This window comes from Azospirillaceae bacterium (genome assembly GCA_028283825.1).
Classification (GTDB): Bacteria; Pseudomonadota; Alphaproteobacteria; order Azospirillales; family Azospirillaceae; genus Nitrospirillum.
In genome coordinates, this window is the sequence record JAPWJW010000003.1 from 2,239,813 (window position 1) to 2,264,513 (window position 24,701).

Here is a 24,701-nt window from a genome sequence, read left to right on the forward strand (position 1 = left end):
ACCGGCTTTCCTCAAACCAACTGTCCTGGACCGGAACTTCACGGTTGCATGCCTCCGGTCCGCGCGGTCCCGGCCGGGGCCTTGCTGGTGGATGTGGTTGGGGGTTGGACGGTGGGCGCCTTGCGCGCCGTCGCCGGCTGGGGCGTCTTTTGCGGGGGGGGCGCCTGGGGCGGCTGGGCGCCGTCCACCGGCTTGCGTTCCTTCTCCATCAGGCGCAGGCGCGCCTTGCCGGTGAAGACGATGGTGTCGCCCTTGTCGGTCATGCGGAAGCCGCCGGCGTCGATGTCGCCGAACGGGCCCTGGCCGGCCACGCGCGCGTTGCTCCAGGCGAGGTTCTTGTTGGTGTCCACTTCCGCCTTGTCGGTCGTGAACTCATAACCATGGTCGTGGAACAGCGTGACCCTTCCTTCCAGCGTCAGGTGGCCGGACTGCTTGTCGTACCGCCCGGTGTCCCCGTTCAGGGTCACCCACTGTCCACTCTTTAACGTGATCTCGGCTTCCGGCGAAACAAGATCGATCAGGTTTTCCTGATTGCTCTCCTGCATGGCGCGGTCGGCGCGCACCTCCACGGGGCGATCGGTCTTGTCCGTGCCCAGGAAATGGGCGTCCAGCATCTCCAGCTGGCCATTGCCGGGGTCGGCCTGCCGGGGCTGCGTGGTCTCCTTGATCAGGGGCCACAGCGCGATGGCGGCGATGGTCAGGCCCGCCAGGGTGGGCAGCACCACCTTGGCCTGGTTTACCCGCCGAGTGTGGCGGGCGCTGGCCCAGCCGCCGCGGGTGGTGGCCGCCGGCGGCGCGGACGCGGCCTTGTCGGGGGAAGCGGAACCGGCCGGCGTCGCCGGCTGCCGAATCCCGCCCGCGTCGCCGTTCTGGGCGCCGGGGCTTTCTGGGGTGGGGGGCAGGGTCATGGTTCCACGGGGTCTGGCCGCCAATTGTGGCGTGGGCATGTCCGGGCGGTGGTCTGGGACGGCGATCCGGCCGCCCCGACACCACCGCCGGTTTGATGCAATCTAACTGAGCCGCGATTCCACGGTCAAATCGTCATGCACCGTCCCGTTTTCCAGGGGGCACGTCCGCGACCCACCCATGCGGTCGGCATGGGCGGGCCGGGAAGGTGTCGCCCCGGGGGTAAATCAGTGGGCGAAAATGTCGGGTTCGTCCCAACCGGCCAGGTCCAGCAGGGCGCGGTGCGGCAGGAAGCGGAAGCAGGCGTCGGCCAGTTCCGTCCGGCCTTCGCGCGCCAGCACGGCGTCGAACTTGGCCTTGATCTCATGCAGGTACAGCACGTCGGAGGCGGCGTACTTCAGCTGTTCGGCCGTCAGTTCCTCAGCACCCCAGTCGGACGACTGCTGCTGTTTGGACAGTTCCACGCCCAGCACGTCGCGGCACAGATCCTTCAGGCCGTGGCGGTCGGTGTAGGTGCGTACCAGCTTGGACGCGATCTTGGTGCAGTAGACCGGCGCGGTCACCACGCCCAGGTACTTGTTCAGCACGGCGATGTCGAAGCGCGCGAAATGGAACAGCTTCAGCTGGGCCGGGTTGGTCAGCAGGCGCTTCAGGTTGGGTGCGTCATATTGGCCCTGGCGCAGTTGCACCAGATGGCAGCGGCCGTCGCCGGACGACAGCTGCACCAGGCACAGCCGGTCGCGGTGCGGGTTCAGGCCCATGGTTTCGGTATCGATGGCCACCACCGGGCCCAGGTCCAGGCCGTCGGGCAAATCGCCGTCATAAAGATCGATGGGCATCATACCGGTCCTTTTGCTGAGGCTGAAGAAAGCGGGGCCCAGAAACGCCGCGGGCCGCCGGCGTTCCATCGGAACAACGGCGGCCCTGCGACCTTAAACCCACGCTGTATTGGTGCCCAGGAGAAGACTCGAACTTCCACGACATTTCTGCCACAGGTACCTGAAACCTGCGCGTCTACCAATTCCGCCACCTGGGCAGCGCGGGCCGCCTAGATACGATTGCCGGCGGGGGCTGTCAACACCCTTCTTTTGGCTTTTTCCATTTTTCTTAAGGGCGACCACGAAGGCGGAAAGGGCGCGCGCGATCATGCGGATTGTCCGCCCGGTCGGGCGTCCCGGTTCGGCATCCGGTGCGTGCAAGAATAAAATGCGGCGGGGAGGGGCCGGTCCAAGCAGGGCCCAGAAACGCCGCGGGCCGCTGTGTTCCATCGGAACATCAGCGGCCCTGCGACCTTAAACCCGCGCTGCAATTGGTGCCCAGGAGAAGACTCGAACTTCCACGACATTTCTGCCACAGGTACCTGAAACCTGCGCGTCTACCAATTCCGCCACCTGGGCAGCGCGGGCCGCTTAAGTACGATTCCGGACTTGCCCTGTCAACGTTCTTCTTTTGGGTTCGTGCAAAATTTTTCAGGCGCCCCTCGCCACGCTCTTCTCTTCGCATGTATGCGCCCGCGGGCGCGCAGCCCAGGGGCGTCGCGGGTGGCGTTCCAAGCGCCTAGCCCTGGCCCGCCGGCTTCGTTATAAGCTTGTGGCATCAGCCGCATTCGGCTTCGGACGGGCGCCCGCATGCGCCGCTGTCCGGCATATCGCCGAATGCTATCTCCCGGTGGGTAACCCCGGGGCCGGTTTTGATCGTGGGCAGAGGGTCTAATAGGATGGGCACTAGCATTCGTATCGCCACCGTGTTCGGCGGGGCCGGCTTCATCGGCCGCCATGTCATCCGCCGCCTGGCCAGGACGGGCTGCATCATCCGCGTGCCCGCCCGCCACCCGGGCGAGGCCGCCTTCCTGAAGACCAACGGCGCCGTGGGCCAGATCGTCCCCATGGCCGTGGACATCGCCGACGATGCCTCCGTCGCCCGCGCCATCGAGGGCGCCGACCTGGTCATCAACCTGATGGGCATCCTGGCCGAGTCCGGCCGCCGCCAGCGTTTCGACCTGGTGCATGGCGAGGGCCCCGGCCGCATCGCCCGCCTGGCCAAGGGCGCCGATGTCGCCCGCCTGATCCATGTGTCGGCCTTGGGCGCCGACGCCGGCTCCCGTTCCGCCTACGCCCGCAGCAAGGCGGCGGGTGAGCAGGCGGTGCGCGCCGTGTTCCCCGAGGCGACGATCCTGCGCCCCAGCGTGATCTTCGGGCCCGAGGACAACTTCTTCAACCGCTTCGCCGGCATGGCGGCCCGCCTGCCGTTCGTGCCGCTGATCGGCGGCGGTTCCACCCGCTTCCAGCCGGTCTATGTCGGTGACGTGGCCGATGCCATCATCAATGCCGCGCTGAACACCGGTGCCGAGGGCAAGACGTTCGAGCTGGGCGGCCCGCGCGCCTACAGCTTCCGTGAACTGGTGCAACTGACCCTGGACCTGACCGGCCGCAAGACGCGCCTGGTGTCCCTGCCCTGGGGGTTGGCCAGCCTGCAGGCCACCTTCCTGGAACTGGTGCCCGGCAAGCCGCTGACCCGCGACCAGGTCACCCTGCTGAAGTCCGACAACGTGCTGTCCGGCAAGCTGCCGGGCCTGGCCGACCTGGGTGTCACGCCCACTGCGGCCGAGGTGATCCTGCCCACCTACCTGGACCGTTTCCAGGTCAACGGCCGTTTCGACACCTACCGCCAGGGCCCGTCCCTGCCGCAACTGACCCGCATCGACGCCCACGGCCAGCACCACTGAGCCAGCCCGCGTTTCCAATAAAAAGGGCGCCTCCCTCGCGGGATGGCGCCTTTTTTTATCCTCACGCCGCTATAGGCCGCGACTGCGGCCGCCGGAGCTTTCCGGGGAGCCGCAGGCGGACTGGAAAGGGAGGACGCCCGAGGGCCGGATGGCCCGCCGGCGCCTGAGGAATACTTTGCCAGCGGCGTGACCCTCACGCCGCTGTAGGCCGCGACTGCGGCCGCCGGACCTTTCCGGGGAGCCGCAGGCGGACTGGAAAGGGAGGACAGCCAAGGGCCGGATGGCCCGCCGGCGCCTGAGGAATACTTAAAGGTACACCATGCCCAGCACGACGGCGCCCAGGGCCCAGCAATAGAAGGCGAAGGGGCGCATGGCGTCGACTTCGTTGCGCTTGAACCAGCGCATCAGGGCCCAGACGGCGATCAGGGCGCAGACGCCGGCCACGGCACCGCCGATCAGGCCGCTCTGGATCACGTCCGGGTCGGCCTGGCGCAGCATCTTGGGCACCACCAGCAGGCTGGCGCCCAGGATGATGGGGGTGGCCAGCAGCATGGAGAAGCGCGCCGCCTCTTCATGTTTCAGGCCGGCCCAGAAGCCCGCCACCATGCTGGCGCCGGAGCGGGAGAAGCCGGGGATCAGGGCCAGCGACTGGGCCAGGCCGATCATCAGCGCCTGGCCGAAGCCCAGCTCCGCCAGGGTGCGGTCGCCCCGTCCCCGCAGCCGCTCGCCAAAGAACAGCAGGACGCCGTTGACGATCAGGAAAAAGGCGGCGCTGGCCGGGTCGCTGAAGACGGCGCGCAGCACCTTCTCGAACGCCAGGCCAAGCACGGCGGCGGGGATGGTGCCGACGATAAGCAAGGCCAGCACGCGGCGATCCTCGCCGCCCTTGATCACGCCGACCAGCAGGTTGACCCAATCCCGCCAGAAGAACACCAGCAGGGCCGCGGCCGTGCCCAGGTGCAGCATCACCAGATAGGGCAGGAAGTGCTCCTTAAGGAAGGCCTGGTCCAGGTCCCAGCCCAGCAGGAAGGGGGTCAACACCCCGTGCGCCACGCTGCTGATGGGGAAGAGCTCGGTGATGCCCTGGATGATCGCGAAGATCAGGGTCTGCAAAAAAGACATGGCGCCTCAACGTCTAGGGGCGGTTGGCGGTCGGATGGGGCCGCACCCAAAGGGCGGCAGCCTGCTTATAGCAGCGGGGCGCGAAGCCGGCGACAGCCGGCTGGCGCCGGCAGTGCCGTGGAGTGATAGCGTCTCTTAATTAGATATTCTTTTTATTTCAATATGATGAATGATACTAGTACACAAACGGTACCAATGAGAGTGGCGTTTGAGTCCCTCCGTCACCGCTTTTCCACACGGGAGTCCATGGGGTGGGGACATAAAGGTCAGCTATACTGACTCAATGAGAAAAAAGTACTGGAGGCATAGGCTGAATCGACTTATATGAACACGGCACACCCGCTTGCGCGTAAGGGCGTGACCCTGGGTCCGGTTCCCAACGGCGGACCTGAGGCGTCATGATCCGGCATCGCCGCCCGTTCCATCGGGCCGGCGCCGGGCGGGAGGGGACTGCCCCGGGCATCCGGCCGCCGCATCGGCCGGGTGCATACGGGGGGGGGGCGCCCCGAAAACGTGCCCCCTGAGAGGTGCCCGGGGGATTGTTCAGGAATGGGATTGCCGGCCCCGGGTTGTCACACCCCGGCCGGATAGACACGAGGATCAAGGCCATGGCGCAGAAGCAGCAGATGCTCCAGTTCGTCCACACGGACCAACAGATGCCCGACAAACGGGAACCCGCACTGCGCCGGCAGGACTTCGATGAGATTTATGCGCGTTTCGCCGATGACCAGGCGACCACCCAGGCTTCGCGCTGCTCCCAATGCGGGGTGCCTTTCTGCCAGGTGCACTGCCCCGTCTCCAACAACATCCCCGACTGGCTGAAGCTGACGGCCGAAGGCCGCCTGGAAGAGGCCTACGAGGTGTCGCAGGCCACCAACAACTTCCCGGAAATCTGCGGCCGCATCTGCCCGCAGGACCGCCTGTGCGAAGGCAACTGCACCATCGAGCAGTCGACCCACGGCACGGTCACCATCGGGGCGGTGGAGAAGTACATCACCGATACCGCCTGGGAACGCGGCTGGGTGAAGCCCGCCGTGCCGGTGCGGGAACGGACGCAAAGCGTGGGCATCATCGGCGCCGGCCCGGCCGGGCCTGGCCGCCGCCGACCAGCTGCGCCGCCGCGGCTACCAGGTGCATGTCTACGACCGCTATGACCGCGTCGGCGGCCTGCTGATCTACGGTATCCCCGGCTTCAAGCTGGAAAAGGAAGTGGTGGAGCGCCGGGCCAAGCTGCTGGCCGATGCCGGCGTCGTCTTCCACTTAGGCTTCGAGGTTGGCCGCCACGCCACCCTGACCTCGCTGCGCGCCCGGCACGACGCCATCCTGATCGCCACCGGCGTCTATAAGGCGCGTGAGCTTGAGGCGCCGGGCAGTGGTGCTGACGGCATCGTCCCCGCCCTGGACTACCTGACCGCCAGCAACCGCACCGGCCTGGGCGACACCGTGGTCGACTATCAGACCGGCCGCCTGAACGCCAAGGACAAGAACGTCGTCGTCATCGGCGGCGGCGACACCGCCATGGATTGCGTGCGCACCGCCATCCGCCAGGGGGCGAAGTCGGTGAAGTGCCTGTACCGCCGCAACCGCGCCAACATGCCGGGCAGCCAGCGCGAGGTGGCGCATGCCGAGGAAGAGGGCGTGGAGTTCGTGTGGCAGGCCGCCCCCGACGCCTTCCTGGGCGACCGGCAGGTGACGGGCGTGCGCGCCCACCGCATGCACATGGGCGTGGCCGACGCCTCCGGCCGCCAGACGCCGCAGGCCATCGAGGGGTCCGCCTTCACCCTGGAGGCCGAACTGGTGATCAAAGCCCTGGGTTTCGATCCGGAGGACCTGCCCACCCTGTTCGGGGAACCGGGCCTGAAGGTCAGCCGCTGGGGCACCGTGATGGCCGACCCGCGCAGCCTGATGACCAACCTGGAGGGCGTGTTTGCCGCCGGCGACATCGTGCGCGGCGCGTCCCTGGTGGTCTGGGGCATCCGCGACGGCCGCGACGCCGCCGTCGGCATCCATAACTACATCACCGCCCGCGCCGCCGCCGGCGCCATGGCCGCAGAGTAAGGGGGAGTTCCAGAGATGACCGAGATGATTGAGAACAGCCCCCAGATGGAATCCGGCGCCCAGTTCGTCGAGCGCTACCGCGAAAGCGCCCGCCGGCTGGAGGACGCGCACGTCTGGTCGCCGGAGATGGAACACGACGCCTGCGGCGTCGGCATCGTCGCGTCGCTGGACGGCAAGCCCCGCCGCGCCGTGGTGGAAAAGGCGGTGGAGGCCCTGCGCGCCCTGTGGCACCGCGGCGCCGTCGATGCCGACGGCAAGACCGGCGACGGTGCGGGCATCCATGTCCAGATTCCGCAGAGCTTCTTTCGCGAGCACGTGGCCCGCAGCGGCCATCTGCCGCCCGAGGGCCTGATCTCCGTCGGCCAGGTCTTCCTGCCGCGCACCGACATGGAGGCGCAGGAACGCTGCCGCTGCATCGTCGAGACCGAGATCCTGAAGTTCGGCTACACCATCTATGGCTGGCGCCAGGTCCCCATCAACATCGAGATCATCGGCGAGAAGGCCAACGCCACCCGCCCCGAGATCGAGCAGATCATGGTGGGCAACCCGCGCAGCATCCCGGAAGACCAGCTGGAACGGGACCTGTACGTCATCCGCCGCCGCATCGAAAAGGCGGTGAAGGCGGAGTCGATCAGCGACTTCTACATCTGCACGCTGTCCTGCCGGTCCATCATCTACAAAGGCATGTTCCTGGCCGAACAGCTGACATCCTTCTACCCGGACCTGCTGGACGAGCGTTTCGAGTCCAACTTCGCCATCTACCACCAGCGCTATTCCACCAATACCTTCCCCACCTGGTGGCTGGCCCAGCCCTTCCGCATGCTGGCGCACAACGGCGAGGTCAACACGCTGCGCGGCAACGTGAACTGGATGAAGGCGCACGAGACGCGCATGGAACACGAAATCTTCGGTCAGCTGATCGAGGACGTGAAGCCCATCATCCCGGCCGGCGGTTCCGACAGCGCCTGCCTGGACGCGGTGTTCGAGGTGCTGGTGCGCGCCGGCCGTTCCGCGCCCATGGTCAAGACCATGCTGGTGCCGGAGGCTTGGTCCGATCGTGAGACCATGCCCCAGAACCACCGTGACCTGTACAGCTACGCCAACGCGGTGATGGAGCCGTGGGACGGCCCGGCCGCCTTGGCCATGTACGACGGCCGCTGGATCGTGGGCGGCATGGACCGCAACGGCCTGCGTCCCATGCGTTATGTCGTCACCGGCGACGGCCTGCTGATCGCCGGCTCCGAAAGCGGCATGGTCAAGGTCGAGGAATACGCCGTGCGGGAGAAGGGCCGCCTGGGGCCCGGGCAGATGATCGCCCTGGACCTGCAGGAAGGCCGCCTCTACCGCGACCGGGAGATCAAGGACAACCTGGCCGCCGGCAAGCCCTACGGCAGCTGGGTGCGCCACATCACCGTGCTGGACGATCTGGTGAAGGGGGCGCCCGCCGCCACCGCCGAACTCAGCCGTGACCAGTTGCGCCGCCGCCAGGTGGCCTACGGCGTCACCATGGAGGATGTGGAAACCATCCTGCATCCCATGGTGGAGGACGCGAAGGAGGCCATCGGCTCCATGGGTGACGACAGCCCCATGGCCGTGCTGTCGGACCGCTACCGCGGCCTGCACCACTATTTCCGCCAGAACTTCAGCCAGGTGACCAACCCGCCCATCGACAGCCTGCGCGAGCATCGGGTGATGAGCCTGCGCACGCGCCTGGGCAACCTGGGCAACATCCTGGACGAGGACGACAGCCAGACCCGCCTGCTTCAGCTGGAAACGCCGGTCCTGACGACGGCGGAATTCAGCGCCATGCGCCGCTACATGGGCGACACGGCGGCGGAGATCGACTGCACCTTCGACCCGGCGGCCGGTGAGTTCGCCATGACCGACGCGCTGCGCCGCGTGCGGCAGGAGGCGGAGGACGCGGTGCGCGGCGGCGCCACCCACGTCATCCTGACGGATGAGGGCATGGGCCCCGACCGGGCGCCCCTGCCCATGATCCTGGTGACGGGCGCCGTCCACACCCACCTGATCCGCCAGCAACTGCGCACCTTCACCTCGCTGAACGTGCGGTCGGGCGAATGCATCGACGTGCATTACTGCGCCGTGCTGATCGGCGTGGGCGCCACCACGGTCAACGCTTACCTGGCGCAGGAGGCTATCGCCGACCGCCAGCGGCGCGGCCTGTTCGGCGACCTGGCCCTGGACAAGTGCCTGGAGCGGTACAAGAAGGCCGTGAACGACGGCCTGCTGAAGATCATGTCCAAGATGGGCATCTCCATCATCTCCAGCTACCGCGGCGGCCTGAATTTCGAGGCGGTGGGCCTGTCCCGCTCGCTGGTGGCCGAGCATTTCCCCGGCATGATCAGCCGCATCTCCGGCCTGGGTCTGGTCGGCATCCAGAAGGACGTGCTGGACCAGCACGCCCTGGCCTGGAACGAGGACGTGGTGGCCCTGCCCATCGGCGGCTTCTACAAGTTCCGCAAGGGCGGTGATCGCCACGCCTGGGAGGGCGGGCTGATCCACCTGCTGCAGCAGGCGGTGTCCAACGACAGCTATTCCACCTTCAAGCGCTACTCCGACGGCATCCACAAGCGGCCGCCCATGCAGCTGCGCGACCTGCTGGACTTCCGCCCCTCCAAGGGCAAGGTGCCGGTGGATGAGGTGGAAAGCATCACCGCCATCCGCAAGCGCTTCATCACCCCGGCCATGTCGCTGGGCGCCTTGAGCCCCGAGGCGCACGGCACGCTGAACGTCGCCATGAACCGCATCGGCGCCAAGTCCGACTCGGGCGAGGGTGGCGAGGATCCGGCGCGTTTCAAGCCGGACGCCAACGGCGACAACTGGAACTCCGCCATCAAGCAGGTGGCCTCGGGCCGCTTCGGCGTCACCGCCGAGTACCTGAACCAGTGCCGTGAGATCGAGATCAAGGTGGCCCAGGGCGCCAAGCCCGGCGAGGGCGGGCAGTTGCCCGGCTTCAAGGTGACGGAACTGATCGCCCGCCTGCGTCACAGCACGCCCGGCGTCATGCTGATCAGCCCGCCGCCGCACCATGACATCTACTCGATCGAAGATCTGGCGCAGCTGATCTATGACCTGAAGCAGATCAACCCCGATGCCAAGGTGTGCGTGAAGCTGGTCAGCCGGTCCGGCATCGGCACCATCGCCGCCGGCGTGGCCAAGGCCGGCGCCGACGTCATCCTGGTGTCGGGCAATGTCGGCGGCACCGGCGCCTCGCCCGTCACCAGCGTGAAGTTCGCGGGGCTCCCGTGGGAAATGGGCCTCAGCGAGGTGCAGCAGGTCCTGACCCTGAACCGCCTGCGCCACCGCGTGACCCTGCGCACCGACGGCGGCCTGAAGACCGGCCGCGACATCGTCATGGCGGCGATGCTGGGGGCGGAGGAGTTCGGCGTGGGCACCGCCAGCCTGATCGCCATGGGCTGCATCATGGTCCGCCAGTGCCACAGCAACACCTGTCCGGTGGGCGTGTGCGTGCAGGATGAGGCGCTGCGGCAGAAGTTCGTGGGCACGCCGGAAAAGGTCGTCAACCTGTTCAGCTTCATGGCGGAAGAGGTGCGCGAGATCCTGGCCGGCCTGGGCTTCCGGTCCTTGCAGGAAGTCATCGGCCGCACCGACCTGCTGCATCAGGTCAGCCGCGGCGCCGTGCACCTGGATGATCTGGACTTGAACCCGCTGCTGGCCCAGGCGGACCCGGCGGGCGACAGTGCCCGCTACTGCACCCAGGCCGGCCGCAATGAGGTGCCGGACACCCTGGACGCCCAGATGATCCGCGACGCCCGTTCCCTGTTCGAGGATGGGGAGAAGATGCAGTTGGCCTACAACGTGCAGAACACGCACCGCGCCATCGGCACCCGCATGTCGGCGATGATCACCCGCAAGTTCGGGATGAGCGGCCTGCAGCCCGGCCATTGCACCGTGCGCCTGCGCGGTTCCGCCGGCCAGTCGCTGGGCGCCTTCGCCGTCCAGGGCCTGACCCTGGAGGTGTTCGGCGATGCCAACGACTATGTCGGCAAGGGCCTGTCGGGCGGCACCATCATCGTCCGGCCGTTGACGGCCACGCCGCTGAAGTCGAACGAGAACACCATCATCGGCAACACGGTGCTGTACGGTGCCACGGCCGGCAAGCTGTTCGCCGCCGGCCAGGCGGGTGAGCGTTTCGCCGTCCGCAACTCCGGCGCCACCGTGGTGGTGGAGGGCTGCGGCTCCAACGGCTGTGAGTACATGACCGGCGGCATGGTGGTCGTCCTGGGTGGCGTGGGCGACAACTTCGGCGCCGGCATGACCGGCGGCATGGCCTTCGTCTACGACCAGGGGGGCAGCCTGCCGCTGCACCTGAACCCGGAAAGCGTCATCTACCAGCGCATCCAGGTGCAGCATTACGAGGACATGCTGGTCGGCCTGATCGAGGAACACGTGGCGCGCACGCAGAGCCGCTGGGCCATGACCCTGCTGAACGATTGGCCGCTGGTGCGCGGTCACTTCTGGCAGGTGGTCCCGAAGGAGATGCTGCACCGCCTGGCGGTTCCCGTGATTCCGCCGCAGGCGCTCAGCGCGGAGTAACGTCCTTTCCCAATCGGGCGTCGCCGGATGGCGGCGCCCGGGTGAAGGGAGCCCCACAAAGAGGGACGAAGAAGAGGGGACAAGGGCCGGGTCCGTCAGGATCGCGAGCCCCCGCCCCCCGCAAACGGGACCGCCGCCGGATCGCTCCGGCGGCGGTTTTTTATTGGGCCGGCGGTTCGCCGGTCTGGGGGCGGTTAAGCGCCGGGCCGGTGGTCTGGAAAATGGCGCCGCCCTGGTGGGTGAAGTACATCAGGTTCTGGCTGCGGGCGACCAGCACATGGTGGGCCCGCAGGAAATCGGCACCCAGCAACATCTCGATCCGGTTGTCCGGATGGTCGGACAGGCGGGTGCCGGTGTTGAGGTGTTCCGTCGGCGTGTACATGCGGCCGACGCGCAGCTTGGCGTGCTGCACCGTCTCATCCCCCACCGCCACGCTGTCGAACACCGCCAGCCATTCCTGGAAGGACCGGCCGGCCACGCCCACGGCCTTGTCCGCCTCCGTCACGCCGGGGCTGTCCGGGGTGATGCCGGCCCGCGCCGCGGCCTTCAGCGACAGCAGCGAGTGTGAGGCGCCGCTGTCCACGATGGCGTGCACCCGTTGGCCGTTCACCGCCACGTGGATGTTGATGTAGGCATTGCCGGCGGTGGCGGGCTCTACCTCCGCCAGCAGGGCGTCCTTGCTCCATTGCGCCAGATAGGTCTTCTCGCAGCCTTGGGCGCGGTAGAGAGTCAGCGCGCCATGGGCCAGGTCGATGTCCAGGTCATAGGGACCCAGCACGTCCTCGCCCAACAGGCCCACCACGGGAATGCCGTCCTTGCCGGCACCGCCCATATCGGCGGCCCCAACGGCGACGTGCCATTCCTGGATGGTCTGGTCGCCCAGGGTGAACTTGGCGATATTGGCGCCCCGCATGCCGGTGACACCGTCCACACCCACCAGGCGCGCGGTGTTGATGCTGACCATGTCCACCGACGGCAAGGCCAGCTTCGACGCCTGGTCAACGAACAGGGTGGTGGCGAAGGCGCCGGTATCCAGCAGGAAATAGACCGGGGTGTCGTTGACCTCCGCCCGGACCAGCGGTTGGAAGCCGTCCATAACCACCGGCAGGGTGTTGATCTTGGCGACCTTGCACGCCTCTGCGGCGTTGGCGGTTGTCGCCACCATGGTGCTGCTCACTGTCAAGGCCGCCATTGCCGGCATGGCCGAGGCGATCGCCATCGCCCACACCATCGTTCTCGTTGTCACGCTTCAGGCCCCGCTTGTTACAGAACGCGACCGCCCGCGCGCGATACGCGCGTTTCAGGTGGTCGCTTCCTCTTCAACGGTGCCGATAGGCTTGCCCAGGCGCTTTGTTGTCGGGCTCCAGGCCTAAGCCCCGCCCCCCTGGCCGCAATCGCAGGTGCGCATCGGCTTTTGCAGGGAGAAGGCGGGGCCGCCTTCGTAGGTGAAGTAGACCTTGCGTTGGCTGAAGGCGACGTAGACGTGGTGGGCGCGCAGGAAGTCCGCGCCCAGCAACAGGTTCACGTCCCCAAGCGGCGCCTTCAACTGGCTTCCCGACCAGCCGCCGCTGAAGTCGCCGTAGATGTCCGAGATGCGCAGCTTGGCGTTGCGGATGGCCTCGTCACCGAGGGTCAGCGTGTCGAAGACGCCGACATGGCTTTCGACGGGCCCGTGGTCATACGTGGTGCCGGTGGGGGCCTGGCCATAATGGACGCCCGACGCGCGGGCCACCGCCGCGTCCAGCACCGAGACGGCGGCGCCGCTGTCCAGTTGTGCCGCGACCGGCCGGCCGTTGATCGCGATCTGCAGGCGGATGGCGTCGCGCCAGTTGGCGTGGCTGTCGTCCAGGGCGATGGCGCTGTAGGTCTTGGTCCAATAGGCCAGTTCCACCGCGTCGCAGCCTTCGGGCCGGTACAGGCTCAGCGCCTTGTGGGACAGGTCGAATTCGATGTCGTAGCCTTGCAGGAAATCCATGCCCAGGACGCCGACGATGTCAGGGTTGGCGGGAACGAAGTCATGCTGGCCGCTGACGTAGACGGCCACCCCCTGGCGGTGCCAGGTGCCCAGGTCCAGGCTGGCCAATGTCGCCTGCTTAATTCGGTCGCCGCCGTCCAGGCCGTACATCAGGGTATTCGCGTCCCGGGCGCCCAGGCCCAGACGGGCGGCGGCCGGCCGGCTGACCAGGCTGGCGAAGGCGCCGGTATCCACCAGGAAACGGACGGGCTTGCCATTGATGGTGGCGCTGGTCACCAGGCGGCCGCCTTCCAGGCTCAATGGCATGGTCCCGGACTTGGCGAACACGCAGTCCGCCTGTGCGCCGCTGGCGCCGATGAGGGCCATGACGCCGGCGGCCGCCGTGGCCGTGAACCATCGTTTCACCAGGGACAACATCGACATCGTCTTCTCCATGCGCGGGCGCGCGGGGCAGGGGGTCATTGCTTGGGCTGCGGCGGCGGGTCGGCCATGGGCGGCTTGGCGTGAGGGCTGCCGCTGGCCGCGGTGGTGCCGTCGGGCCCCTGCACCAATGCAGGGCCGATGACCTGGAACACCGGTCCGCCGGCATAGGTGAAATATATCTTGCGCTGGCTGGACGCGATGTAGACGCGGTGGGACCGCAGGAAGTCGGCCCCCAGGTACAGGTCGGTGTCGCGGTAGGACGTCTGCAGCCGGCTGCCGACATAGGCCTCGCCCACCGCGCCATACAGATCGGTCAGGCGCAGCTTGGCATGGCGGATGTTCTCATCGCCGATGGCGAAGGTGTCGAAGACGCCGATGTGGGCGGGCACCAGATAGCCGTTGGCCCCGCGGATGGAACCGGCTTTTTCCGCATCGCCGTTGTTGACGTCCACGCCCAGGCGCCGGGCCACGCCCTCGTCCATCAGGGTGATGCTGGCGCCGCTGTCCAGTTCCGCATGCACGGGCTGGCCATTGACCGAGACGACCAGACGGATGTGGGAGCGGGAGCCCTGCATCTCCTCCATTTCCACCACGTTGTAGCTGTCGGACCAGTAGGCCAAGACCTTGCCGTCGCATCCCTCGGGCTTGTACAGGCTCAGCAGGTTGTCGTGGACATTGAATTCCATGTCATAGCGTTCCAGCAGGTCCATGCCGAGCATGCCCACCATGTCGCCGTCATTATCATTGCCATAGCCGCCGACATAGACCCGCACATCCTTGCCGTGCCAGGTGCCCAGTTCCAGCGTGTCCATGGTGGTCTGCAGCAGCCGGCTGGTGCCGTCCACGCCGATCATCTCCCCGCCGCCGTCCACCGCGCGCAGGCCCAGCCGGCCCAGCGCCGGTCGGTTGATAATGGACATCCAGGCGCCGGTATCGACCAGCATGTGCGCGGGCTTCCCGTTGATGACCACCTCAGCCAGCAGGCGGTTGCCGTCCTGCACCAGGGGAATGGTGGCGACCTTGGCCAGCTTGCAGCCGGTGGCGGCCTGGGTGGGGGCGGACGCGGTTGAATAGACGGCGGCCAGGGCCACGCCCGCGACCGCCATTCGGATTTTCGCCAGACGCGCTTTTATCGGATATGGCCGTGCCCGCTGAGGATTCATGGCGCCCTTTCCCCCTGTCTGCGGTCCCCAATGAAATCTTATTGCAGTTTTGCGGACTCCGCATCGGGTGTCTTGGGGGGGGGGATCCCGTCAAGGGGGGCTTGCGATCACCGCTTGTGACGTGCCCGAGCCCCGAAGCTGGAACAGGGGGCCGCCCCCATAGGTGAAGTAGATTTTGCGCTGGCTGAAGGCGACCAGGACCCGGTGGGCCTTCAGGAAGTCCACACCCAAGTTCAGCCGAACGCCGTCGTTGTAGGTGGTTTTCAGCCGGCTGCCCACATACGCTTCGCCGCCCTTGAACAGGTCAACCACCCGTATCTTGGGGTGTTTGACGTTTTCATCACCGATGGCGATCGTGTCCAGCACGGCAAAATGATGGAACGTGGCGCCATCGGAAGGTGGATTGTCCAGGGCTTGGACCGCCAGGCCCAGATTTTGGGTCAAGCCTTCATCCAAGAGAGAGATGGCGTTGGATGTGTTGATCTGCGCGTGCACGACCTGGCCGTTCACCATGACCGGCAGGCGGATGCGGGCGCGCGGCGCCGGATCGTCATCCATTTCGGCCAGACTGTAGGTGTCGGACCAATAAGCCAGTTCGCTCTTCTCGCAGCCCAGCGGCTGGTACAGCGTCAGCAGATTGTGCGCCAGGTCGAATTCCATGTCGTACTGGCCCAGCACGTTCATGCCCAAGACGCCGACGACATCATCACCGCCCCCAATTTCACCGATGGGACCGATCCACAATTCGACGTTCGTGGCTTTCCAACTGCCGATTTCCAAGCTGTCGAAGGTGGTCTTGCGTATCTCAACCGAGCCATTCCGCGGCGCGGCATATTTGAGATCCGTTCCGTCCATCAGCCGCTCCAGGGCGTGGCTGCTGACGACGGTCGCATTGCTGGACGTGCCGATGACGAAACGGGCCGCCTTGCCGTTGATCTTGGCCTGGACCAGCAACGCGTTGCCGACGATCTCCAACGGCATGACGCCGGCTTTCAGCAACTGGCAACCCTGTTTGGCGGTGGGGGCCTCCTCCGCCCGGGAGGGCAGCCCCAGAACCATTGATGACAGACAAACCGCAAGCCCCATCACCCGGGCCAACGGCCCGTTCCCGATACGCATCGCTAAATCCCCGCATCACCCGTTTATCGGGCTTTGGGCGGCATGATACGCGCGTGAATTGCGGGCGTGCACATATTTTCTGCGCGCCAATCGCCGATTTATATTAGGAAAAATGCAATTAATGGCGCGGTGGCGCGGCCGAGGCCCGGGTTGGGATCGCTTGGGGCCGTCGGGGAATTCATGATCCACCATCCTTGTCCGGTGGCGGGCCGGCCGGTATCGCGTCCCCCGCCGGCTCCGCGCCCGTGGCGGCCGGTGCCTCGGGCCGTGGGGTGTCCGTCTGGAAGACGGGGCCGCCAATGTAGCTGAGATAGAGCTTGCCCTGGCTGTGTGCGATCAGCACGTGGTGGGCGCGCAGGAAATCGGCGCCCAGCAGCATCTCCGTATCGATCACCTGGCTGGCGAGGCGCGACCCGCTCCACGTTATGGTGTCGTGCTTGAAGATGTCGCCGAAGCGCATCTTGGGATGGCGGATGGTTTCATCGCCGATGGTGAAACTGTCGAACCGGCCGATCCATACCGCTTCCCGGGCCGCGCCGATGCCTGTGGTGTGGCCGGCTGCCGTCACGCCCGCGCTTTCCGGCGTGACGCCCAGGCGGCCCGCGTCGTCCTTGGTCAGGATGGAATAATAGGCGCCGGAATCCAGTTCGGCCAGGATCGGCTCGCCGTTGATCAGGACCTTGGGGCGGATGTGGGGGTTGTTGATACCGACCGTGGGAAAATCCGCGACCGTGTAGGCCCCGGTCCAGGGCAGCAGATCCACGCCGTCGCAGTCGTGGGCCTGGTAGAAAAACATCTGCCCATGCGACAGGTCCATCTCCACGTCGAAATGGCGCAGGAAATCCTCGCCCAGAAGGCCGGCGACCTTGACGGGGGTGCCATCGTTGCCGGGGGCGCCGACCACGTTCAGGCGCAGATCATGAAGGGTCGCCTGATCCAGGGTCAGCGTTTCCAGCGTGGTCGACATGATCTTGCTTTCACCACCGACACCGTAGGCGGTGGCACCCTGGACGATGCCCAACGGTAAACCCAGCTTCTCCGCCGCGCTGCGGAACAGCATGCTGGCGAAGGCGCCGGAATCGATCAGGAACTGCACCGGCTGGCCGTTGATGCTGCCGTCCACCAGGGGGCGGTTGCCCTCCATCTTGACCGGCAGGCTGGCCACCTTGACGAACTGGCATTTTGTTTCCGCCGCGGCGGGCGCCGCCAGCAGTATCAGCGCGCACGTGCCCAGCGCGCTGGCCAGGCGTCCAATTCCAGAATCCATCACCATCTTCACCCCCAGGGGCCTGTCACAACTCTCACGGCGAGTTCATACTATTGCAACCAGTGTGGTGGGGAAGTCTGTTCACCACACGCGTATTGGTGTTCGTTCAGGGGCCGGGCCCTGTCCGGTGATTGGCCTTATTTACGGGATACGCCCGTTTCCGACACCGCATCGATCTCGCGGCCGCTGGTCAACTCCGGCCCGACGGTCTGGAAGATGGGGCCGCCTTCGTAGGTGAAGTAGATTTTGCGCTGGCTGAAAGCGACGTACAGGCGGTGGGATTTCAGGAAATCCACACCCAGGGACAGCGGGACATGGTCGCGACCGTACGAGACCTTCTGCAACTGACCCGCCCAGACCGATGACTGCTTGTACAGGTCGGAAACGCGAAGCTTGGCGTGGCGGACCGCCTCGTCGCCGATCGCCAACGTGTCCAGCATAGCGACCGGGCCGTGCGTGGCCTTGGCCTGGTCGTCGGCCAAGCTTTCGGCGGCGGGTTGCACCACCTCTGCCCCCAATTGCCGGGCCAGCCCCTGGTCCAGGTGGCTGATCGACACGCCGCTGGCCAATTGCGCCCGCACTTGCTGGCCGTTCAGGGTGGCCAGCAGGCGGATATGGGCGCGCGGCGCGTTGTCGGCGTCCATTTCCGCCAGGCTGTAGTTGTTGGACCAATAGGCCAGTTCCGCCGTCTCGCACCCCTGCGGCTGGTACAGCACGATCTGTTTGTGCCCGACGTCGAACTCCACGTCGAACTTGCCCAGGATATCCATGCCCAGTAGGCCGACCACGTCGTATTGGTCGGACAGGGTGCCATACAGGCCTGAGAGGATGCGCACGTCCTTGGCGGACCAGTCCCCCAGGTCCAGGGTGTCCAGGGTCATCCAGTCCAGGCTGAAATATTCGGGCGGCAATACCTTGGTCCGGGAGGGCTGGCCCAGTTGGGCCAGTGCCTGCACGCTGATGACTGAGACGTTGCTGCCAGTGACAACGCGGAAATAGGCCGGCTTGCCGTTGACCTGCGCCTTCACCAGCAGGGAATTGCCGTCCAATTCCAGGGGAAGCGTGCCGACTTTGAGCAGCTTGCAGCCGCCGGTCGCCGCAGGGGCGTCGGCAAGGGCGGGAAATGAGAGGCCAAGGCCGACGATAGACAGCAGTGCTGCGGCAACAAGACGCCGACTCCGATAGGCAAAAGCGATCACGGAACTCATCCCCCTCTAACGTCCCCGCCAGGAGGGATAGCCATAAAGAGGTAAGTCTCGCAACGGCCTATTTGCAGAAATTGTTCGCTGAATTGCCTGTAATAGGAGATTCGCACTTAAGCGCTGCGCACCCGCGCCACGGCGCGCTGCCAGCCGTCGTACAGGCGCTCCCGCGCGGCCGGGTCGGCGGCCGCTTCGAACCGCCGCTCCTCCCGCCACAGGCCGGAGATGGCGTCCAGCGAGGGGAACAGGCCGACGGCCAGTCCGGCCAGGAACGCGGCCCCCAAGGCGGTGGTCTCGGTCACCAGGGGGCGCTCCACCGTCAGGTCCAGCTGGTCGGCCAGGAACTGCATCAGCCAATCGTTGGCGACCATGCCGCCGTCGACGCGCAGGGCCGTCAGCTCACAGCCGCTGTCGGCGGCCATGGCGGTCATCAGATCGCGGGTCTGGTAGCAGACCGACTCCAGCGCCGCGCGCACGATGTGGCTGACGCCGCTGTCGCGGGTCAGGCCCAGGATGGCGCCCCGGGCGTCGGGGTCCCAATAGGGGGCGCCCAGGCCGGTGAAGGCCGGCACCAGATAGACGCCGCCGGTGTCGGCCAGCGCCTGGGCGTGGGCCTGGCTGCTGGCGGCGTCGGGGATCAGGCCCAGGCCGTCGCGCAGCCACTGCACGGCCGCACCCGCCACGAAGATCGACCCTTCCAGCGCGAAGCTGGCGCGGCCGTCCAGGCGATAGGCCAGGGTGGTCAGCAGGCGGTGGGTGGAAGGGCGCGGCCGGTCGCCGATGTTCATCAGGGCGAAGCAGCCGGTGCCATAGGTGCTCTTGATCATGCCGGGCGCCAGGCAGGCCTGGCCGATGGCGGCCGCCTGCTGGTCGCCCGCCATGCCGGCGATGGGGATGGGCCGGCCCAGCAGCGATGCCTCCGCCACGCCGAAGATTCCGGCATTGTCGCGCACCTGGGGCAGGATGGCCGCCGGGATGCCGAACAGGCGCAGCAGCTCCGGGTTCCAATCCTGGGTGTGCAGGTCGTACAGCAGGGTGCGGGCGGCGTTGGTGGCGTCGGTGGCGTGCACCGCCCCGCCGGTCAGCCGCCACAGCAGGAAACAGTCGATGGTGCCGAAGCACAGCTGTCCGGCCTCGGCCTTCGTCCGCGCGCCCGGCACCGTGTCCAGGATCCAGGCCAGCTTGGTGGCGGAGAAATAGGGGTCCAGCAGCAGGCCGGTGCGGGCCCGCACCAGGTTCTCCGCCCCCTCGCGCCGCAGGGTCTGGCACAGGCCGGACGTGCGCCGGTCCTGCCAGACGATGGCGGGGTGCAGGGCCTCACCCGTCGCCCTGTCCCACACCAAGGTGGTCTCACGCTGGTTGGTGATGCCGATGGCGGCCACGCGGGTCACGTCCACGCGCGCCTTTTCCACCGCCCCTCGGCAGACGGCCACGGTGTCGCGCCAGATGTCCTCCGGGTCATGCTCCACCTGGCCGTCGCCGGGGTAGTGCTGGGGCAGTTCGCGTTGCGCCGTGGCCAGGGGGCGGCCCTGCGCGTCAAACAGGATGGCGCGGGTCGAGGTGGTGCCCTGGTCGATGGCCAGAATCAGGTCGGCGGTCATGAACGGCCCCTCCCGCAAGGGTCTTGTTATGCCAAGGTTTCGCCGGCGACGGTGCGTCGCACGGGCTACCCCTGTCAACCGCACCCTGTCGGCCGTGCCGGTAAAAAAGCTATCCAGAAGGGGGGAAAAAACGCCTGAGAAACGGGGTTGACGCGGAACTGTAACAGGTGCACGCTTTGTCTTACCGAAGCACTCAGGAGGGTTCAGAACCCAGATAAACCCACCACCTCAGGTAAATCTTCGAATGCAATCAGTATTCGATGTGTTGCCCGTAACCAGGAGGGTGTGTCAAATCATGACTCCACCGACGCATATTGTCTGAGCTGTGTGACAGCTCCTGCACTTATAGCGATTGTGAGCGCCGACTTTAATCGGTGTATCGCTCGATGGACTATCTGAGCTTCGCTGAAGCCGAACAGAACCCCCGTAGCCCTGACCGGCGCGGGGGTTCGCTTTTTGGGGATTGGCTCAAGGCCGGATGACATCTTCCCGGCCCAGTTCCGCCAGCACGAAATCGGCCCGGGCCGCCACCGGTACCTTGGGCAGGATGGCCACGGTGTAGCCCAACGCGGGCAGGGCGCGTTCCAGCCGTTCATATTCGGCCACCGCCGCGTCCAGTCCATGCCGGCGCTCCGCATCCGGGGTATGGATCTCCGGCCAGGGCGGTGCCAGGAACACCGTGCGGTGATAGGGGTGTGCCCGCGCCAGCGGCGCCAACACCACCTGTCCCGTCAGGCTTTCCAGGGCGGCGGCCGCGTCGATCAATCCGCGGTCGAAAAACACCCATCCGGCCGGTGCCGTCGCGGCGGCGGCCCTGTCCGCCAGGGCCATGTCGATGGCGCGCCGGGCGAAGGCCGCCGGGTCCACCCAGGGCAGGGCCCGTTCGCCGCCGGCCAGTTCCTGGCGCACGATGCGGCGGCCGGGTTCTTCCACCACCGCATGACCCCGGGCCTGGAGTTCCGCCAGGAGGGTGGACTTGCCACCGCCGGAACAGCCCGTGATCAGAACGAAACGGTTGCCGTCCATAAGAGTGTCCTCATGCATATGGGGGTGCGTTGGATGGCCGGACCCCTTATATAGGTGGGTAAGGGATCGGCCGGTTTGCGGCCGGCCAGATGAGGGTTTCGAGGGGCCGGACCATGGGGTTGATGGGCCTGTTGCGCGGAATGGGGCTGCCGGCCCCGAAGAAACCGGCGCCCAAGACCAGAACCAGGGTCACGGCCCGTCCGGCGGCACCGGTCAAGGTCAGCCTGTTGCGCATCACCGGCATTGATGAGCCGGTGGAGGTGCGGCGCAGCCCGCGCGCCCGGCGCCTGTCGCTGAAGGTCGACACCGCCACCGACACGGTGCGGGTGACGGTACCGCCCCGGGTGGCGGATGCGGAGATCGCGGGTTTCGTCGGCCGGCACCTGGACTGGGTTCATGCCCGGCTGGCCGCCCTGCCACCGCGCCAGCCGTTCACCGACGGCATGGTGCTACCCCTGCTGGGCCGGTCGCCGGTGATCATCCATGACCCCAGCCGCCGCACCGGCGCCCGCCTGGTCGCGGGCGAAGGGGGACTGGAACTGCGCGTGGGCGGCGATTTGGACTTCCTGAACCGCCGCGTCACCGATTTCCTGAAGGCGGAGGCGCGTCGCCACCTGTCGGCGCTGACGGCGGAGACGGCGGCACGGGCGGGCTTGCGCGCCAGCGCGGTCACGGTGCGCGACACCCGCAGCCGCTGGGGCAGCTGTTCCGCCACCGGCCGCATCAGTTATTCCTGGCGCCTGATCCTGGCGCCGCCGCCCATCGTCGCCTATGTCGTGGCGCATGAGGTGGCACACCTTCAGGAAATGAACCACGGGCCCAAGTTCTGGGTGCTGTGTGAAAGACTGGCCGGCGACGTTGACCGCCCGCGCGCCTGGCTGAAAAGCCACGGCACCCGCCTGCACCGCTACGGCTAATTCCGCCGACGGCGAAAGGCCTCCAGCGCCTGTTCCATCTCCTTCGCGATGGGGGCGACCAGCGGATGGCCGCTGTAGGCGGCCCACAGGCCGGCCAGCAGGGGACGCTTCTCCAGCATGTCCACCGCGCTGTACAGCGGCAGGAACCGTTCCAGGAAGATCAGCGTCGGCACCAGGGCGCAGTCGGCGAAGGTCAGGCTGGCCCCGCGCGGCGGGTGCAGCGGGCCCCGTCCGGCCACCACCTCCAGCGCGTCCAGCCCGCGGGTCAGTTCCGCCAGGCGGGCGGGGGCGCCGTTGTCGGTCGGCTGCGCCATGACGGCCAGCAGTGGCGGCAGCACGTACAGATCCAGCAGGCGCGACACCGTGCGTTGCACGGCCCGGGGGCCGGGTGCGGCCGGCATCAGGGCGGGCGCGGGGAACGCATCCTCCAAAAATTCACAAATGACGGCGGATTCCAGGATATAGCCGCCGTCGATCTCCAGCACGGGTGTCTTGCCCAGGGGATTGATGGCCAGGAAGGCCGCCGATTTCTGGCCGCCCGGCGGATCCTCAAGGGAAATCGGCAGGCCCTTGGCGCGGATGGCCAGGACGACCCGGGCGACGTAGGGCGACAGCGCGCTGCCGTAAAGCTTCAAGGGCATCCTCCTGCGACCATAGGACGGGCCTGGCACCTGGTCTTGCCGGTGGCGATGGGCCGGCCTTTGCGACTATGGTCGGTCATTATGTCGCTGAACGCCACCCTGCCTCTGCCGGACATCACGGGGCCCATCCCGTCGGCCGATCTGCCCGACGGGCCGATCGCCCATGCCTACGCGTGGTGGCGGGGGCTGGGGGGCGGCATCGACGCGCCATCCTCGGCCGGCCTGGACCTGGCGTCGGTGCCCGACAGCTTCCTGCCCTACTTCGCCCTGACCACCGCCTACCGGCCCGACGGCCGGATCCAGGTGGTGTTCTGCGGCTCGCTGTCCGCGCTGGCCGCCGGCAGCGACCCCACCGGCCGTTATTTCAATGAGTTCTATCCGCCGGAGATGCTGGAGGCGGCGCTGGGTTTCCAGGCGGCGGTCGCGCGCGATGGCCAGCCCGTCTTCTGCCGCGACCAACTGGGCACGGATGAGGGCGTGATGTACCACGTTCCCCGCCTGGGCCTGCCCTTCCAGGGGCCGGACGGCGCCCTGGATCGGGTGGCGATCATCATGCATTACCAACCGACGCCGCAGAACTTCAAGGTGCGCCTGCGCACCCTGCAGGACCGGTCCCGCTTGCTGCGCCGTGAGCTGTGGCTGGTGGTGCCCTGAGAGGGGCCCTCGGTGTCAATTGTGCAACTGCGGCATTCAAGCGTTGCGGGTGCCGTACCATTGGCGCAATGATTGAACCCAGGGGCACTGCCGTCCGGACCCGCCGCCCCGGGTCCCGCAGCGCCCTTCACCCAAGGATCAAGCCCGTGTCCGAGGCCCGCACCACCCGGCTTAACGACCCGTCTTCACGCGGGCCCGGCCGGCGGCGCGTGCTGGCCGGATCGCTGGGGGCGCTGGCCGCCGCCGGGCTGGGCCTGGGCGGCGGTGTCGGGCGGCCCCGGGCCGAATCCATCCGTTTCCTGACCATCGGCACCGGCACCACCGGCGGCACCTATTTCCCCATCGGCGGCATCCTGGCCAACGCCATCAGCAACCCGCCGGGCTCCCCCGGCTGTGACCGGGGCGGCAGTTGCGGCGTGCCGGGCGTGATTGCGGTGGCGCAGACCACCTCCGGTGCGGTGGAGAATATCGAGGCGCTGCGGGCCGCGCGGTATGAGACGGGGCTGGTGCAGGCCGACATCGGCTTCCTGGCGTACAAGGCCAAGGGCCCCTACGCCAGCAAGCCGCCCTTCACCGAACTGCGGGCGCTGGCCAATTTGTACAGCGAGACGGTGCACCTGATGGTGCGCGGTGACAGCCCCATCAAGACGGTGAACGACCTGAAGGGCCGCCGCGTGGCCCTGGGCGAGAAGGGGTCCGGCACCCTGCCCACCGCCCTGCTGATCCTGCAGGCGCACGATCTGTCGGAAAAGACGGTGCAGCCCTTCTACCTCAACCCCGGCACGGCGGGCGACCGCCTGGCCACGGGGGAACTGGACGCCTTTTTCATCATCGGCGGTTATCCCCTGCCGGCGGTGGCCGACCTGGCGGCGCGCCTGCCGGTGCGCCTGATCTCCATCATCGACGCGCGCCTGCCCCGGCTCAGCCCCGGCCTGCCGCTGTTCACCGAAACCCTGATCGGCGGCGATGGCGCCTATGTCGGCGTGCCGGAGACCAAGACCTTGGGCGTGGGCGCCCAATGGCTGACCACCACCGCCCTGACGGATGAGTTGGCCTACGGCATCGTCAAGGCGCTGTGGCATCCCGCCACCCACCGCCTGCTGGTGGCGGGCTATTCGCGTGGTGATGCCATCCGCAAAGAGGCGGCGCTGACCGGCCTGTCCGTGCCCCTGCACCCCGGCGCGGCGCGGTACTACCGCGAGCAGGGCTTCGACGTGACCCTGGCCACGTCGGGGTAAGCATCGGTTACGATGCTTTAGGCCCCTCCCCTAGGCCGCCGGAGGTTTCCGGGGAGCCGCAGGCTGACTGGAAACCGAGGATAGCC

18 protein-coding genes, 2 tRNA genes and 1 pseudogene are annotated in these 24,701 nt (G+C 67.2%); 7 read left to right on the top strand and 14 right to left on the bottom strand.

Features of this window, described 5'->3' with window-relative positions:
• Window positions 1–38: 38 nt before the first annotated feature.
• The 4 genes from lptC to PW843_22275 all read right to left on the bottom strand — a co-directional run bounded on the left by lptC (window position 39) and on the right by PW843_22275 (window position 2,303).
• Window positions 39–908, bottom strand: a complete 870-nt coding sequence (gene lptC, locus PW843_22260; protein ID MDE1149293.1) for an LPS export ABC transporter periplasmic protein LptC — start codon at window positions 906–908, stop codon at window positions 39–41.
• Between the two features lie 225 nt (window positions 909–1,133).
• On the bottom strand, window positions 1,134–1,745 hold the full coding sequence (locus PW843_22265) for a ribonuclease D (GenBank protein ID MDE1149294.1): 612 nt from the start codon (window positions 1,743–1,745) through the stop codon (window positions 1,134–1,136).
• A 110-nt stretch (window positions 1,746–1,855) separates the two neighbouring features.
• Window positions 1,856–1,942: transfer RNA gene (locus PW843_22270), tRNA-Leu, on the bottom strand.
• A gap of 274 nt (window positions 1,943–2,216) precedes the next feature.
• A tRNA-Leu gene (locus PW843_22275) sits at window positions 2,217–2,303 on the bottom strand.
• Window positions 2,304–2,623: 320 nt separating this feature from the next.
• Here PW843_22275 and PW843_22280 point away from each other — a divergent pair.
• Window positions 2,624–3,631: a complex I NDUFA9 subunit family protein gene (locus tag PW843_22280; protein ID MDE1149295.1), complete on the top strand. Its 1,008-nt coding sequence runs from the start codon at window positions 2,624–2,626 to the stop codon at window positions 3,629–3,631.
• Window positions 3,632–3,937: 306 nt separating this feature from the next.
• Here PW843_22280 and PW843_22285 read toward each other — a convergent pair whose 3' ends face one another.
• Complete coding sequence (locus tag PW843_22285; GenBank protein ID MDE1149296.1) at window positions 3,938–4,753, bottom strand: undecaprenyl-diphosphate phosphatase; 816 nt, start codon at window positions 4,751–4,753, stop codon at window positions 3,938–3,940.
• Window positions 4,754–5,361: 608 nt separating this feature from the next.
• Between PW843_22285 and PW843_22290 the strand changes: the two are divergent.
• Together PW843_22290 and gltB are read left to right on the top strand one after the other, a co-directional pair.
• A pseudogene (locus PW843_22290) lies at window positions 5,362–6,811 on the top strand (NAD(P)-dependent oxidoreductase).
• A 15-nt stretch (window positions 6,812–6,826) separates the two neighbouring features.
• Entirely contained in the window at window positions 6,827–11,389 is a 4,563-nt protein-coding gene (gene gltB, locus PW843_22295) for a glutamate synthase large subunit (protein ID MDE1149297.1), read from the top strand.
• A gap of 160 nt (window positions 11,390–11,549) precedes the next feature.
• Here gltB and PW843_22300 read toward each other — a convergent pair whose 3' ends face one another.
• Window positions 11,550–12,554, bottom strand: a complete 1,005-nt coding sequence (locus PW843_22300; GenBank protein ID MDE1149298.1) for a retroviral-like aspartic protease family protein — start codon at window positions 12,552–12,554, stop codon at window positions 11,550–11,552.
• Here PW843_22300 and PW843_22305 point away from each other — a divergent pair.
• Window positions 12,553–12,762 carry a hypothetical protein gene (locus PW843_22305; protein MDE1149299.1) on the top strand — a complete coding sequence of 70 codons (210 nt, stop codon included), beginning with the start codon at window positions 12,553–12,555 and terminating at the stop codon, window positions 12,760–12,762. The two genes, PW843_22300 and PW843_22305, sit on opposite strands and share 2 nt — an antisense overlap.
• Here the strand turns inward: PW843_22305 and PW843_22310 are convergent.
• From PW843_22310 to PW843_22340, 7 genes are all read right to left on the bottom strand, one after another.
• A complete protein-coding gene (locus tag PW843_22310) occupies window positions 12,759–13,787 on the bottom strand; it encodes a retroviral-like aspartic protease family protein (protein MDE1149300.1) in 1,029 nt (342 codons plus the stop codon). The genes PW843_22305 and PW843_22310 overlap by 4 nt on opposite strands.
• A 35-nt stretch (window positions 13,788–13,822) precedes the next feature.
• Window positions 13,823–14,893, bottom strand: a complete 1,071-nt coding sequence (locus PW843_22315; GenBank protein MDE1149301.1) for a retropepsin-like aspartic protease — start codon at window positions 14,891–14,893, stop codon at window positions 13,823–13,825.
• Window positions 14,894–15,040: 147 nt separating this feature from the next.
• Window positions 15,041–16,069 carry an aspartyl protease family protein gene (locus tag PW843_22320; protein ID MDE1149302.1) on the bottom strand — a complete coding sequence of 343 codons (1,029 nt, stop codon included), beginning with the start codon at window positions 16,067–16,069 and terminating at the stop codon, window positions 15,041–15,043.
• Between the two features lie 178 nt (window positions 16,070–16,247).
• Complete coding sequence (locus tag PW843_22325) at window positions 16,248–17,336, bottom strand: retroviral-like aspartic protease family protein (protein MDE1149303.1); 1,089 nt, start codon at window positions 17,334–17,336, stop codon at window positions 16,248–16,250.
• Between the two features lie 137 nt (window positions 17,337–17,473).
• Window positions 17,474–18,535 (bottom strand): aspartyl protease family protein, encoded by a 1,062-nt coding sequence (locus PW843_22330; protein ID MDE1149304.1) that lies wholly within the window; start codon window positions 18,533–18,535, stop codon window positions 17,474–17,476.
• 116 nt (window positions 18,536–18,651) lie between these two features.
• Entirely contained in the window at window positions 18,652–20,139 is a 1,488-nt protein-coding gene (gene glpK / locus PW843_22335) for a glycerol kinase GlpK (protein MDE1149305.1), read from the bottom strand.
• A 468-nt stretch (window positions 20,140–20,607) separates the two neighbouring features.
• A complete protein-coding gene (locus PW843_22340) occupies window positions 20,608–21,165 on the bottom strand; it encodes an AAA family ATPase (GenBank protein MDE1149306.1) in 558 nt (185 codons plus the stop codon).
• Between the two features lie 113 nt (window positions 21,166–21,278).
• On the opposite strand from PW843_22340, the gene PW843_22345 reads away from it, so the two are divergent.
• Window positions 21,279–22,082 carry a SprT family zinc-dependent metalloprotease gene (locus PW843_22345; GenBank protein MDE1149307.1) on the top strand — a complete coding sequence of 268 codons (804 nt, stop codon included), beginning with the start codon at window positions 21,279–21,281 and terminating at the stop codon, window positions 22,080–22,082.
• Here the strand turns inward: PW843_22345 and PW843_22350 are convergent.
• Window positions 22,079–22,723, bottom strand: coding sequence for a glutathione S-transferase family protein (locus PW843_22350; protein MDE1149308.1), 645 nt, complete (start codon window positions 22,721–22,723; stop codon window positions 22,079–22,081). The genes PW843_22345 and PW843_22350 overlap by 4 nt on opposite strands.
• Before the next feature lie 81 nt (window positions 22,724–22,804).
• On the opposite strand from PW843_22350, the gene PW843_22355 reads away from it, so the two are divergent.
• Window positions 22,805–23,377: a hypothetical protein gene (locus PW843_22355; protein ID MDE1149309.1), complete on the top strand. Its 573-nt coding sequence runs from the start codon at window positions 22,805–22,807 to the stop codon at window positions 23,375–23,377.
• A 146-nt stretch (window positions 23,378–23,523) separates the two neighbouring features.
• A complete protein-coding gene (locus PW843_22360) occupies window positions 23,524–24,615 on the top strand; it encodes a TAXI family TRAP transporter solute-binding subunit (GenBank protein ID MDE1149310.1) in 1,092 nt (363 codons plus the stop codon).
• The last annotated feature ends 86 nt before the right edge of the window (window positions 24,616–24,701 follow it).